Annotated in this window: 13 protein-coding genes; 4 read left to right on the plus strand and 9 right to left on the minus strand. The window is 63.7% G+C overall.

What is annotated here, in order from left to right; translation table 11 throughout:
* Positions 1-45: 45 nt before the first annotated feature.
* Positions 46-2,685: a methionine synthase gene (metH, locus tag BDD21_RS04395; protein ID WP_120796102.1), complete on the plus strand. Its 2,640-nt coding sequence runs from the start codon at positions 46-48 to the stop codon at positions 2,683-2,685.
* Between the two features lie 112 nt (positions 2,686-2,797).
* On the opposite strand, the gene BDD21_RS04400 is transcribed toward metH, so the two are convergent.
* Together BDD21_RS04400 and recQ are read right to left on the minus strand one after the other, a co-directional pair.
* A complete protein-coding gene (locus tag BDD21_RS04400; RefSeq protein ID WP_120796103.1) occupies positions 2,798-3,184 on the minus strand; it encodes a hypothetical protein in 387 nt (128 codons plus the stop codon).
* A gap of 54 nt (positions 3,185-3,238) precedes the next feature.
* Positions 3,239-5,443, minus strand: a complete 2,205-nt coding sequence (gene recQ / locus BDD21_RS04405; RefSeq protein WP_120796104.1) for a DNA helicase RecQ — start codon at positions 5,441-5,443, stop codon at positions 3,239-3,241.
* 177 nt (positions 5,444-5,620) lie between these two features.
* On the opposite strand from recQ, the gene BDD21_RS04410 reads away from it, so the two are divergent.
* The gene (locus tag BDD21_RS04410; protein ID WP_120796105.1) at positions 5,621-7,144 is read left to right on the plus strand and encodes a Ppx/GppA phosphatase family protein; all 1,524 of its coding nucleotides are present in this window, start codon (positions 5,621-5,623) and stop codon (positions 7,142-7,144) included.
* A 169-nt stretch (positions 7,145-7,313) separates the two neighbouring features.
* A complete protein-coding gene (locus BDD21_RS04415; protein WP_120796106.1) occupies positions 7,314-7,733 on the plus strand; it encodes an SCP2 sterol-binding domain-containing protein in 420 nt (139 codons plus the stop codon).
* Positions 7,734-7,877: 144 nt separating this feature from the next.
* Here BDD21_RS04415 and BDD21_RS04420 read toward each other — a convergent pair whose 3' ends face one another.
* From BDD21_RS04420 to BDD21_RS04445, 6 genes are all read right to left on the minus strand, one after another.
* A complete protein-coding gene (locus BDD21_RS04420) occupies positions 7,878-8,639 on the minus strand; it encodes an SDR family NAD(P)-dependent oxidoreductase (protein ID WP_120799748.1) in 762 nt (253 codons plus the stop codon).
* 5 nt (positions 8,640-8,644) lie between these two features.
* Entirely contained in the window at positions 8,645-9,346 is a 702-nt protein-coding gene (locus BDD21_RS04425) for an SDR family NAD(P)-dependent oxidoreductase (protein ID WP_120799749.1), read from the minus strand.
* On the minus strand, positions 9,343-9,837 hold the full coding sequence (locus BDD21_RS04430) for a 6-pyruvoyl trahydropterin synthase family protein (protein ID WP_120796107.1): 495 nt from the start codon (positions 9,835-9,837) through the stop codon (positions 9,343-9,345). The genes BDD21_RS04425 and BDD21_RS04430 overlap by 4 nt, the downstream gene beginning before the upstream one ends.
* A gap of 303 nt (positions 9,838-10,140) precedes the next feature.
* On the minus strand, positions 10,141-10,722 hold the full coding sequence (locus BDD21_RS04435) for a DUF3299 domain-containing protein (protein WP_120796108.1): 582 nt from the start codon (positions 10,720-10,722) through the stop codon (positions 10,141-10,143).
* A gap of 227 nt (positions 10,723-10,949) precedes the next feature.
* Positions 10,950-12,209 (minus strand): ABC transporter permease, encoded by a 1,260-nt coding sequence (locus BDD21_RS04440; protein WP_120796109.1) that lies wholly within the window; start codon positions 12,207-12,209, stop codon positions 10,950-10,952.
* 29 nt (positions 12,210-12,238) lie between these two features.
* Positions 12,239-13,429 carry an ISAzo13 family transposase gene (locus BDD21_RS04445; protein ID WP_245969884.1) on the minus strand — a complete coding sequence of 397 codons (1,191 nt, stop codon included), beginning with the start codon at positions 13,427-13,429 and terminating at the stop codon, positions 12,239-12,241.
* Here BDD21_RS04445 and BDD21_RS28500 point away from each other — a divergent pair.
* Positions 13,370-13,543, plus strand: coding sequence for a hypothetical protein (locus tag BDD21_RS28500; protein ID WP_245969992.1), 174 nt, complete (start codon positions 13,370-13,372; stop codon positions 13,541-13,543). The genes BDD21_RS04445 and BDD21_RS28500 overlap by 60 nt on opposite strands.
* Here BDD21_RS28500 and BDD21_RS04450 read toward each other — a convergent pair.
* Complete coding sequence (locus BDD21_RS04450; RefSeq protein ID WP_245969402.1) at positions 13,540-13,842, minus strand: 4a-hydroxytetrahydrobiopterin dehydratase; 303 nt, start codon at positions 13,840-13,842, stop codon at positions 13,540-13,542. The genes BDD21_RS28500 and BDD21_RS04450 overlap by 4 nt on opposite strands.
* Positions 13,843-14,001: the final 159 nt, after the last annotated feature.

The following is a 14,001-nucleotide window of genomic DNA, read 5'->3' on the forward strand; positions in this document are numbered from 1 at the left end:
CTCCGCGCCGCGACGCAACCGCCCCCGCCACAGTGAATCCATGCCATGACCCCACAAGCCACCTTCATCAACATCGGCGAACGCACCAACGTCACCGGTTCCGCCAAGTTCAAGCGACTCATCCTCGACGGCAACTTCGACGCCGCGCTCGATGTCGCGCGCCAGCAGGTGGAGAACGGCGCCCAGATCATCGACATCAACATGGACGAGGCGATGCTGGACTCGCAGGCGGCCATGATGCGCTTCCTGAACCTGATCGCCGCGGAGCCGGACATCGCGCGCGTGCCCATCATGATCGACTCGTCCAAGTGGTCGGTGATCGAGGCCGGGCTCAAATGCGTCCAGGGCAAGTGCATCGTCAACTCGATCAGCATGAAGGAGGGCGAGGCCGCCTTCCGCGAGCAGGCCAAGAAGGTCAAGCGTTACGGCGCGGCGGCCGTGATCATGGCCTTCGACGAGGTCGGTCAGGCCGATACGCAGGACCGCAAATTCGAGATCTGCGCGCGCGCCTATCGCATCCTGGTCGATGAGATCGGCTTCGCGCCCGAGGACATCATCTTCGATCCGAACATCTTCGCCGTGGCCACCGGCATCGAGGAGCACAACAACTACGCGGTCGACTTCATCGAGGCGACCCGTCGCATCAAGCGCGAGCTGCCCTATGCCAAGGTCTCGGGCGGCGTCTCCAACGTCAGTTTCTCCTTCCGCGGCAACGACCCGGTGCGCGAGGCGATCCACTCGGTCTTCCTCTACCACGCCATCCGCGCCGGGATGGACATGGGGATCGTCAACGCCGGTCAGCTCGCCATCTATGACGACCTTCCGGCGGAGCTGCGCGAGGCGGTCGAGGACGTCATCCTCAATCGGCGCCCGGATGCCACCGAGCGGCTGCTCGACATCGCGCCCAAGTACAAGGGCGACGGCTCGGGCATCGAGAACAAGCAGGATCTCTCCTGGCGCGAAACGACGGTGGAGAAGCGCATCGAACATGCGCTGATCAAGGGCATCACCGACTTCATCGTCGAGGACACCGAGGAGGCACGCCAGAAGCTCGGCGCACCCATCAACGTCATCGAAGGCCCGCTGATGGACGGCATGAACGTGGTCGGCGACCTCTTCGGCGAGGGCAAGATGTTCCTGCCGCAGGTGGTCAAATCCGCGCGCGTCATGAAGAAGTCCGTCGCCTATCTGGAGCCCTTCCTGGAGGCCGAGAAGTGCGAGGGCGACACCCAGGGCCGCATCCTCATGGCGACGGTGAAGGGCGACGTGCACGACATCGGCAAGAACATCGTCGGCGTGGTGCTTCAGTGCAACAGCTATGAAGTGATCGACATGGGCGTCATGGTGCCGGCCGATCGGATTCTGGCCAAGGCGCGCGAGGTGAACGCCGACATCATCGGGTTATCCGGCCTGATCACTCCTTCGCTCGACGAGATGGTCCATGTCGCCAAGGAGATGCAGCGCCAGGGCTTCACCATCCCGCTGCTGATCGGCGGTGCGACCACCTCGAAGCTACACACCGCGGTCAAGATCGAGCCCCAGTACGCGCACCCGGTCATCCATGTAAAGGACGCCTCGCGCGCCGTCGGTGTCGCCGGCAGTCTGCTGTCGAAGGAGATGAAGGAGAAGTATGTCGCCGGTGTGCGGGCCGAATACGTGCAGATCCGCGAGCGTCGCGCCTCGCGCGACGAGGCCCGCGACCTGGTGCCCCTAACCAAAGCCCAAGCCAACCGCACGCCGATCGATTGGGAGCACTATCAGCCGCCGGTCCCCGCCGAGCCCGGTGTACAGACCTTTCACGACATCCCCCTCGGAGAGATCGCGGCCTACATCGACTGGACCTTCTTCTTCCATGCCTGGGAGCTGCGCGGACGCTATCCGCAGATCCTGGACGACCCCGAGAAGGGCGTCGAGGCGCGCAAGCTCTTCGACGACGCCAAGGCGATGCTGCACAAGATCATCAGCGAGAAGTGGCTCGGCGCCGCCGCCGTCATCGGCATCTTCCCCGCCAACGCGGTCGGTGACGATATCGCGGTTTACGCCGACGAGAGTCGCAGCGAGACCCTGCTGACCTTCCACTGTCTGCGCAAGCAGGGCAAACAGCCGCCGGGCAAATACAACGAGTGTCTGGCCGACTATGTCGCCCCGGCCGAGACCGGCATCCCCGACTACGTCGGCGGTTTTGCCTGCACCACCGGGATCGGGATCGACGCGCGCGTCGCCGCCTTCGAGGCCGATCACGACGACTACTCCGCCATCATGCTCAAGGCCATCGCCGACCGGCTCGCCGAGGCACTGGCCGAGATGCTGCACGCGCGGGTGCGCACACGCCATTGGCGCTATGCACCCGACGAGACCTTGAGCAACGAGGACATGATCGAGGAGCGCTATCAGGGTATCCGCCCCGCCATGGGGTATCCGGCCGCCCCCGATCACACCGAAAAGGACCTGCTCTGGCAGGCCCTGGATGCGCAGCGCAACACCGGCATCTGGCTGACCGAATCCAAGGCGATGGTCCCCACCGCCGCGGTCAGCGGGCTGTATTTCTCGCACCCCGACAGCCGTTACTTCGCGGTCGGCAAGCTGGCCCGCGACCAGGTTGCAGACTACGCCGAGCGCAAAGGCATGCCGCTGCCCGAGATCGAGCGCTGGCTGGCGCCGAATTTGGCGTACGAGGCGGACTAAACCGCGCCCGGGGCGGTATGCGATGTTTTTGGATGGGATCGGCCCCGGCAGACTTGACGGCCGCTGGAGCCGGCGCGGTTTAGGATTTTAAAAAACATATCCGGGAATCGCCTTACCACAACTTGCCGGCGGCAATGATCAGTCCGCCGACCGTGGTGATGAACGCGATCAGCCACAGGAAGTGGCGATCGTGGCGACGGATCATCTCGTCGAAGCGCTTGTCGATCTGTTCGAAGCGCTTTTCAACTTGCTCGAAGCGTTTGTCGATCTGCTCGAAGCGCTTATCCATGTTGGCCTGCATCGCCTCGAAGCGCTTGTCCATCTGCTCGAAGCCCTGACGCATCAACTCGCGCTGGTGCTTGAGCTCCTCCTCGACACGCACCATGCGCTCGCGCAGCTCGATCTCGTAGACGGCCGGCGGCTTGCCGAGACTCTGCTCGGCGAGCCAAACGGCCATGTTGGATTTGATGAAATCGATGTCTTGCTGGGTCAGGCTCATAGCGGGCTCCGCTGGATCGCGCGCGGTCGGGATTATATAACGAGCTACAGCGGATCAACCCCCTGTCGAGATCCCCATCCCGGCCCGTATACAGCTTAAGAGTCCATAGTTGTAGCGGCCTTCGAAGGCGTCGTAGATCGGCTTGAGGCTGATAAGCGCGCCCTCGGGCTGTTGCTCGATGGCGAATTCGATGGCCCGTAGACTGTCTCGGTCGAGGGTAACGACCTCGCCGACCGAAAGCTCGCCGACCTCGATGCAGCGCGACAGGTGCGTATAGATGGTGCTGGCCTTGAGCTCACGGCGATCGGCAATTGCATCCACCGAGAGTCCAGAACGCAGCAGCGCCAGGGTCTCTCGCACCGAGTCGTTCAGCTCGATCGCACCGGCGCGGGCCTCGCTCGCCGCCGCTCGGGCGGCCGGCAGGACCGGCACCCGTTCGGGTCGGCCGTGCTCGGCTTCATGCAGGGCGAGCAGCCGTAGGAAGCCCTCGCCGAAGCGCTCGAGCTTCACCTGACCGACACCGTTGATCCGAGACAGCTCGTCGCGATCGCGCGGGCGGTAGGTCAGCATCTCGTTGAGCGTGACATCGTTGAAGATGTGGTACGCCGGCACATCCTGCTCCACGGCGAGCTGACGCCGGTAGTCGCGCAGGGCCTGCCAGAGCGCGAGCGCCTCCGGATCGGTCGGCGGCGCCATGGCGGGGCGACGTGCGGCGGAGCTCGTGCGTTTGCGGTCCGGATCCCGGCGCAGGTGCAGCGTTCGCTCGCCCCGCAGCAAGGGACGGCTCTGCTCGGTCAGGCAGAGCGCCCCGTGCCCCTCGAAATCGACCCTGATGAAGCCGGCTGCGACGAGCTGACGATAGACGGACTTCCATTGATCCGCGGAGAGCTCCTGGCCGATGCCGAAGGTCGTGACTTGGTCATGTCCGAAGCGGCGGATGCGCTCGTTTGCCTTGCCGAGCAGGACGTCCACCAGATAACTGCTGCCGAAGCGCTGGCCCGTGCGATAGATGCAGGAGAGCGCCATCTGCGCCGCCCGAGTCCCGTCCCAGGTGGCGACCGGCTCCAGGCAGGTGTCGCAGTTGCCGCAGGGCTTGGGAAGCGGCTCGCCGAAATAGTTGAGCAGAACCTGGCGCCGACATTCGGTGGTCTCGCAGAAGCCGAGCATGCTGTCGAGCTTCTGCATCTCCACCCGCTTGAAGCGCTCCTCGGCCTCGGAGTCCTCGATCATGCGACGCAGCATCACCACGTCGCCCAGACCATAGGTCATCCAGGCATCGGCGGGCTGACCGTCCCGGCCGCCGCGTCCGGTCTCCTGGTAGTAGGCTTCCAGGCTTTTGGGCAGGTCCAGATGGGCGACGAAGCGCACGTCCGGCTTGTCGATCCCCATCCCGAAGGCGATGGTCGCGACGATGATCACGCCCTCCTCGCGCAGGAACCGGGCTTGGTGCGTGCGGCGGGTCTCGGCCGGAAGCCCTGCGTGATAGGGCAGCGCCGCGATGCCCTGGGTCGCGAGATAGGTCGCCGTCTCCTCGACCTTGCGCCGCGACAGACAATAGACGATGCCGGCATCGCCGGGATGCTCGTTGCGCAGGAAGGCGATGAGCTGCTGACGCGGGTTGGCCTTCTCGACGATGCGATAGCGGATGTTCGGTCGATCGAAGCTGGACACGAACTGCCCGGCCTGCTCCAAACCCAAGCGGGTCAGGATCTCGGCTCGGGTCGGCGCGTCGGCGGTCGCGGTGAGTGCGACGCGCGGGATCTGGGGCCAGCGCTCGTGCAGCAGGTGGAGCTGGATGTATTCGGGGCGGAAATCATGGCCCCATTGGGAGACGCAGTGGGCCTCGTCGATCGCGAACAAGGCAACCCGGACGCGATCCAACAGCGCGAGGAAACGCTCGGTCAGCAGCCGCTCCGGAGCGACATAGACCAGGTCCAGATCGCCCGAGATCATCGCCTCCTCGACCGTGCGGGCCTCCTGCAGCGTCAGCGATGAGTTCAGAAAGGCGGCCCGCACGCCGAGCTGCCGCAGTGCATCGACCTGGTCCTGCATCAAGGCGATCAACGGCGAAACCACGACCCCCACGCCGGGGCGCAGGATCGCCGGAATCTGATAACAGAGCGACTTGCCCCCACCCGTCGGCATGAGGACCAGGGCGTCTCCGCCGGCGATCAGCCGATCGATAATCTCCGCCTGCGCACCGCGAAAACGGTCGTAGCCGAAGACGCGGTTGAGCACCTGAAGCGGCGTCTCGTTCATCCTGTCACTCCACGGAATCGCAACCGCATCGGTTGCGATGCACATTTTAACCTATTCGTGTACGATGGGCGCTCTGCACGCATGCGTGCGGCCACATCGAGCAGCATCAACGCACGTCACCCGCGACGGAGTCGGCTTCTGGTACCATTTACGCGCCGCTCAGCGTTGGACCCTGCCATGATTGAAGAGCCCGTCCAGGACGCCGTCGAGACCATGCTGCCAGAGGTCGTCGCAGCCGTCGATCTCGGATCCAATAGCTTTCACATGATCGTCGCCCGCATCGGCAACGGTCACATGCAGGTGACCGATCGCCTCAAGGAGATGGTCCGACTCGGCGAAGGCGTGGGCGAGGACAAGCAGCTCGACGCGCAGGTCGCCGAGCGCGCCTTGGCGTGCCTGGAGCGATTCGGCCAGAGGCTCCGTGGCTTCCCTCCCGGCAGCGTGCGTGCGGTCGGAACCAATACCTTGCGCCAGCTCGCGCCCGACAGCGATTTTCTCCCCCGGGCGGAAGCCAAGCTCGGTCACCCGATCGAGGTCATCGCGGGCCGCGAAGAGGCGCGGCTGATCTACCTCGGCGTCGCCCACGATCTAGCCGCAGGCACCGAGCGCCGCCTCGTCGTCGACATCGGCGGCGGCAGCACGGAGATCATCGTCGGGCTCGGTTTTTCTCCGCGCCTGCGCGAGAGCCTGCACATGGGCTGCGTGAGCATGTCGCGCCGTCATTTCGCCGACGGGCGCATCACCGCCCGGGCCATGGAAAAGGCCGAGCTTACGGGAGCGCTCGAGGTGCGGCCCGTACGCGAGCTGTTTCGCCGCACGGGCTGGCAAACGGCCGTGGGCAGCTCCGGCACCATCAAATCCATCGCAGCTGTCGTGGCGGCCGAAGGCTGGTGCGAGGACGGGATCTCGGCGACGGCGCTGCTGCGACTTCGCGATGCGCTCGTGGAGACGGGCCGAATCTCCGCCCTCGCGCTCAAGGGCTTGGCCGAGGAGCGTAAGCCGGTCTTCGCCGGCGGTGTCGCCGTCCTGCGATCGGTCTTCGAGACGCTCGGGATCCAACATCTGCAGGTCTCGGAATACGCACTGCGTGAAGGCTTGATCTACGAAACGATGGGGCGCAGCCAACACGTGGACGTCCGGGAACGCACCGTCGAGACCCTCGGCCGACACTTTCAGATCGATCAGGACCACGCCCAGCGCGTCCGGGCGACGGCCGTGGCCCTCTTGCGCCGACTCGCCGGGCCTTGGTCGCTGCAGGACCCCAACCACAGGCTCATGCTCGCGTGGGCGGCACGACTCCACGAAATCGGCGTCATGGTCGCCCACAGCCAGCACCAGAAACACGGGGCCTATTTGCTGCGCAACGCCGATCTCGCCGGCTTCACGCGACCGGAGCAAATGCTGCTCGCCGTCTTGGTGCTCGGACACAGAAGGAAGTTTCCCGTCCAAGAGCTCGCGGTCCTACCCCGCGAGACCGGGGAGGCGGCGCGCAGGCTCTGCATGATCCTGCGGCTGGCCGTTCTGCTGCATCGCGGTCGCTCCTCGGAAAGCAAACCCAATCCGACGCTCACGACCGACGGGGACAACCTCGCCTTGAGCTTCCCGGACGATTGGCTCGCCGATCACCCCTTGACCCGGTTGGAGCTTGAAGAGGAGGCCGAGCGCCTGGCTTCCGCGGGGATTCGCCTGGAATTCGGATGAGCCTGTCGGGTCCGCCCGGATGGAACCACCTGCTCGCCCGTATCCTTTTCCCCTCATCCTGGTAAAATTACAAGTGAACCTGGGTTCGCCACCGCAGACCCCGGAACGGAATTTTCCCGCCGCCGCGGTATCGCGCGCGGTTTCAACGCCGCTAAACTGGAGGACAACAATGGCCGCACTTTTTTCAGCAGACTGGATGAACCATCTTAAGGACGCTTGGAACGGTGAGCCGGAGGTCACGGACAAGCTGGCCGAGATCGACTTCAACTCGGTGATCTATTGTGGATTCAAAGACGAAGAGAATCCGCGCGGCGTCTTCGTCGTCGAAAAGGGCGTCTGCGTGCGGGCCGGCGCTTGGTCGGAGACGGATCCGCCCGCCAACTGGGACATGCGCGCGGACCTCAAGGATTGGCTCAAGTGGGTCGAGAAGGGCATCGGTATGGCCGGCATGGGCACCGCCTTCATGACCGGCAAGCTCAAGTTCAAGGAAGGTGACTACAAGGCGATGCTGAAGGACCCGCGCATGGCCAATCCCTTCGTGAAGAGCTTCGGGCTCATGCAGCAGATTCCGACGGACGAACTCGGCTGAACCTGAACCGCGCCGGCAGTAACATCAATCGTTTCGAGGTGACTGCGAGGTCACCTCGGACAACCGACTCGGCGGGACGCGGTTCAGGTTGATTGAAGATCTTCCCGCGCTTGGCGTCTTGGCCTAATAACAGCTCGTTTCGGATTAGCCAAGCGCATACCCCGCGTCGACGTTGAGGCACGCACCGGTAATCCTGCGCGCATTCTCGGACGCAAGAAAGAGGACGGCACGGGCCACGTCGTTCGGCTCGACGGCCTCTTGGCGTAAGCGATGACGGCGCTTCACGGTCGAGGCGATCAGATCGCTCGCCCCTCCCCACATCGGGGATTCCACCACGCCCGGAGCCACAGCGTTCACCCGAATGCCGCGTGACCCCAACGCCATCGCCAATCGCCGCGTCAACATCTCCAGACCCGCCTTGCTGGCGGAATAGCTGGTCGATGTGCAGGTCTCGAAGGGGTGCTGCGCGCAGGCCGACGACATGTTGATCACGACCGGAGCGGCGCTTTGCTCCAACACGCCGAGACAGGCTTGGGTCAGGGCAAAAGGCGCAATCAGGTTGACCTCCAGGGTCGTCCGCCAGGCATCGACCGTCTCGTCTATATCGCCTTGGCTCAAGATCACGCCGGCATTATTGACCAAGACGTCCAGTCGCCCGTCCGTATCCCGAATCTCGGCGACGAGACGCGCGCGGAAGTCCGCATGCGTCACGTCGCCCACGAGCAGACGTAAGCTCCCGCAGTCAACGGCCTGACCCCACGTCTGCGCGAGCGCGGCGACCTTCTCCGAATCCCGCCCGAAGGTCACGACCCGATCGCCGGCCTCGATGAAGGCGGCAACGAGCCCCGCGCCGATCCCGGATGTCCCGCCACTGATACAGACGATGCGCGGCGCCTTAGCGGTCATCGCGGTCATCGCTCGCGCTGCCCGAGGTTGGCGTGAATAAGTGCACCGTTCAGCACCGGGGCATGGGCAGCAAAGGCCACGGTGTCGGCGATCTCTTCCGGCTCGATCAGCCGATCGAACGCCGACATCCCCGCCAAGGCGGCAAGCGTGTCCGGATCGCCGTCGATCATGGCACGGATCTGCTCGGTATCCGTAAAGCCGGGGCAGATCATGCAGGTGTGGATCCCGCGCCCGGCAAGATCCTGGCAGGTCGACCGCATCATCCCGGCCAGGGCATGCTTGGCGATCACGTAGCTCGCCACGCCGGGCACCGCCTTCTCCGCCAGGGTCGAGCCGATGTAGATGATGCTCGACCCGGCACTCATATGCGGCAGAACCAATTGATTCAGCGCGTTGGCGGCCACCAGATTGAGTTCGAGTACAGCGCGAAGCTCCTCGCTCGGCAAGGCGTCGATGGTGTCGCGACGCATAACCGAAGCGCTGTGGACCAGACAGATGCGCTCGGCATCGGCCAACCAGACGGTCAGCCTGTCGGCGATCCGCTCGATCGCCTCCGGCTGGGCCAGGTCGCATGCCAGATTCTCCACCCCACGTTCCGTGCAGGGACGGCGAGAGAGATTGACGACGACGCTGCCCTCCACCAGGAAGCGGGTCGCGATGGCACGGCCGATCCCCGCACTCGCGCCGGTGACGACAAGTAGATTCATGATGTCCTCCAAGACGAAAAGGCCCATTGCCCGGCACCCGAGGAGACACCCAGCTCGATGGCGCGCAGATCCCGACCCGCCAGCTCGGGTCGCGCGCGCAGCCGCGCAAGCAGCAGTTCGGCCAGCTCTTCGATCGTCACATTTCGAATGGGCAGGAGCAGCACGTCGCGCTCGAGGAAGGTCAGGCGCTCCTCGCCGAACCAAGCGATTACCATCCCGTCGCCACGCTCGACGCGCAGGTGCGGCGAGCACTCGGGCAGCAGAAGACGCTCGTCGAGCTCGTCGCAAAGCGCCTTGAGCACCCGCTTGAGCATGACGTAATCGAACGCCATCCCGTCCGCGCCGACCGACGCCGTGACATTGCAGCGAATCCGGAAATTATGGCCATGGAGATTCTCCCGCTCGGTCGCGGAGAAGATGGTGAAATGGCCGGCGCTGAAATTGAGATATTCCTTGCTGATCTCGATACGGGTCAGGATGTCGGTATCCAAGGTCGTCTCCGGTGCGGCTCGCGTGCCCCGGGACCGGAGCACCCGTCGGTGAAGGGCGCGATCGCTCGCACCTGTCCGACACTTGGGGGATGTGGGGGCACTCGACCGAATCCAAGCTGAACCGCGTCCGTGGTGCATGATGATGCTTGAGTCCACTCGCCCGTCCGAAGACACCAACGACGTTGGAGTCGACGCGATTCAGGGCAAAAAATCGAAAGACTTAAACCGCGCCCGCTGCAAGGGCCATTGATTCCTGCGAGACCGATTCAAGGCAAAACGGTGCATACCGTGCGGAGGCGCGGTTTAAAGAGGCTCCACCTCGCCGTCGTAGGGCTCGATCTCGGTCACGTCGATCCGATAGCCTGCGTCGGCCAGGTCGCTGCTGCTGCGGATCACCCGAAGCGTCCCCGTGACCCAGACGGTATCGAACAGCTCGCCGACATACTCGCGGCCCTCGGGCGCAACGACATGAATCGTCTGATTCGCGGGCGGCGGCGGAACATGGATGCAGGCGCCGTAATAAGGCACCAAAAGAAACTCGGACATCCTGCGCGCATCCAGCTCCAAGGGCACGACGAAGCCGGGAAGTCGGACCCGCAGCCCGTCCAGCTCCTCCACCACCGGAGCATCGGCCCAGAGGGCCATGAGCTTGTCCATCAGCTCTAAGGCGCGCGGATCGTCGTCGTCCAGCTCATCGAGCGCGTCGAGGTCGAAGTCTTCGAGCAGGGTTTCGGGCTGCCACTCGACCGGGATCAAGCGATCCCAGTCGATCTCCTCGACCGGCATCGCGCTTGAAGTCGCCGACTCGGGTCCAGCGGATTCTTCACCGCAACCCACGAGCCATAGGGCAAGAATAACCGGGAACAGACGCGCAAACAGTCTCATCGTTTGAGTTCTCAGGGATTAAACCGCGTCCAGAGCGAGACGCGTCATTTTCACGTTGCGTTTGGCCTTGGAGGTATCCTCGATCTCGGTGAGACGCGGCGAGACGCGGTTTAAAATTTAATTTTCTTCAATAACTTAAACCGCGCCACCTCCGACAGTTGTCGGAGCTGGCGCGGCCAAGCCAATCCAAAAAACGACGCCTATCGCATCGGGCGCGGTTTAATCACTCACACTCGAATCGACAGCCCGTCCGCCAGAGACATCCGATACGCGCGATAAGCGGGGATCAGGCCGACCAGGAATCCAGCGGCGAGGACCAGTGCCAGCAACATCATCTCATGAGCCGAGAGGGTTCCGACAGCGACGAAGACCCCCATCGCCGACAGGATCAACGGCTGGGCCACCAGCAGGCCCGCGTAGAGAAGCCCCAGGCCGAGAAGGATGCCGAGCAGGGTCAACGCGAGCGCCTCGCCCAGAATCAGCGCAAAGACATGGGCCGGGCGGGCGCCGACCGAGCGCAGGATCGCCATCTCGCGTCTTCGCTCGCCGAGACTCGTCAACAGCACCGTCAGGAGACCGAAGAGACCGACGACGACGACGAATCCCGAAACCAGCAGCAAGGCCCGCTCGCCGACTGCAATCAGGCCCCAGAGCTCGGCGAGTGCCACGCCGGGCAGGATGGCCATCAGCGGTTCCGCTCGGTAGTCGTTGACGAAGCGCTGCACCTGGAAGGTCGAGATCCGCGAGGTTAGACCCACCAAGGCCGCGGTAATGGCTTTGGGGGCAAGGTCCATCGCACGCGCAGCATCTGCATCGACGACGCGGCCCGGCCGAGGTGCTCCGCCCTCCCAACCGACATGGACCGCCTCGATCCCCTCCAGGCTCACGTGGACCGTGCGGTCGACCGGGGTGCCGGTCGGCGCGAGGATCCCGGCAACCCGAAATGGATGGTCGTCGTGCCGCGCGAAGGCGACATCCGAGGCGCCGTGTGCAATCACGATGGAATCGCCCAAGCCGTAACCCAGCGCCTTCGCCACATCGGCCCCGAGCACCGCGTCGTAGAGGTCGGAGAAAATCGCACCCTCCGCCAGGAGGAGCGTGCGACCGCGACCGTATCGGTAATGCTCGAAGTAGGCCGAGTTGGTGCCGAGGACGGGGTATCCGCGGTGCGAGTCACCCAGAGAGATCGGGATGGACCAGGCGACGCGGGGGTGGGCCGCGATGTCCAGGTAGGAGTCCCAGGAGATGTTGTTGGTGGCGTGACCGATTCGGAAGACCGCATAAAGCAGCAGCTGAACCGGTCCGGTCCGCGCCCCGACGATCAGGTCGGTGCCCGAGATGGTGTTGGCGAAGCTCGCACGCGTCTCGGTTCGAAGACGCTCCACGCCGACAAGCAGCGCGACGCTCAGACCGATCGATATGACCGTCAGCAACGCCGTACCGCGACGATTGAGGAGGCTCTTCCAAGCCAGGCTCAGGATGGGCACGGATCCTCGGGGCCCTAAGGAGGTGTAAATTAATAAGTGGCCGATTTCCGGTGATCTGAGCGAGGCTTGATGAGGTAGTTCCAATCCATGCCATGAAATCTGGCAGGAACAAGATTCACGGCGCGAAACTCGTCGTCGCTCACGGAAATGCCGGTCGGATAGCCTGCCTCGTCGAGCTCGGCTCGGATCTCCAATCCTTTCGTCGTCGTGGTGTTTGCGATGAGGTTGACGATGACTTCGTGATTGATGAGCGGTCGGCCCCGCCAGTTCTCGGTGATGTGACAGAACATGCGATGCTCGATTTTGTTCCACTTGCTGGTGCCGGGCGGAAAGTGGCGCACGTAGATGGCGAGTCCGAGCTCGTCGGCCAGTTTCTGCAACTCCACCTTCCAGAGCCGGTTGCGGCTGGCATTGCTGCCGCCCCCATCGGCGGTGATCAGCAGCGACTGCGCATGCGGGTAGCACTGGTGTCCCATCCGAGCCCACCAGCGACGAATCGAGGCCACGGCGAATTGGGCGGTATCATGATCCACGCCGACGCTGACCCAGCCGCGATTGTCGGTGAGATCATAGATTCCATAGGGGCACACCTTGCCCAGCGCTTTGTCGGCGAAATCGTGCGTCCGGACGGGTTCCGGCTGTCCCTTCGGGCGATATTCCCGGCCCCGATTGGCAAAGGGACCAACCAGTTCCTTTTTCTTGGCGTCCACGGAGATCACCGGCTGACCGGCCCGTTGAAACACTCTCACACACCGATTGATATAGCGAAACTGCGCGTCCCGATCAGGATGCGAGTTCCCCTCGAGACATTTGCGCGTCCCTTGCAGGCGATAGTCCAGTTGCTTGAGCAACTGCGCTACTTTGCTGTGACTGACCCCATGACCTTGTCGCGCCAACGCTTCAGCGAGCTTGCGTGTGCTCTTGCAGGTCCAGCGCAAGGGGGACATGGGATCGCCCCGCGCACTCGGCTCCACCAAGGCTTCCAGTGCCTCGAGTAGTTTCGGATCCTGTGCCGTCACCGCATGCCGGCCTCCTCCGGAGCGCCGTATCCGACCCGCAGGCGATGGATCCGATGCCTCTTCACCGCGCATTTCCTCGCAACCACGCTGAATCGTGCGCTCGCCTAAACCGGTGGCTTGAGCGACGGCGCGGATGCCGCCGTGACCGAGCTCCAGTGCTTCACACGCCGCCCAGTGCCGACGCCCCCGCTCGTCCAGCACGCTTTGCAAGCGCTGGAACTTCCGCCTTACGCGCTCAATCAGTGCCGGTTCGACCATGCAGAAAACATGGCACAACATCACCAAATCGGCCAGTTATTTATTTACGACGTCTAACAGCTCAAGCCTTCGATCCGGCTCGCCAGCGTGAAATCAAGCGCAGTAATCCCGCCCGCGTCGTGGGTCGCGAGATCGACAACAACGTGGTTGTAGACGTTGCGCCACTCCGGATGATGATCCATCGACTCGGCCACCAGCGCGACCCGACTCATAAAGCCAAACGCCTCGACGAAGTCCTTGAACCGGAATTCTTTGTGCAGCTTACCGTCGGCCAGATTCCACGGCGACGCGGCGGAGGCGTTGAGCTCCGAAAGCGCCCTCGCGATCGATTCGGCATCCAGCTTGGCACGGCTCATGTTGAACCGCGCCGGGCACGACATGGACTGCTTGAGGTTTTGTCAGGCTTCATAGGCACCCCCAGAGGTTTGAGCAGACGCGGTTCAAGAAGTGGACAACATCCAAAAGGAAAATGTCTGCTCTTCTCACCTAAACCGCGTATCAGCCAAGGTTTGTGG

Origin of the sequence: Thiocapsa rosea, assembly GCF_003634315.1 — a bacterium.
In the GTDB taxonomy this organism is placed as follows: Bacteria; Pseudomonadota; Gammaproteobacteria; order Chromatiales; family Chromatiaceae; genus Thiocapsa; species Thiocapsa rosea.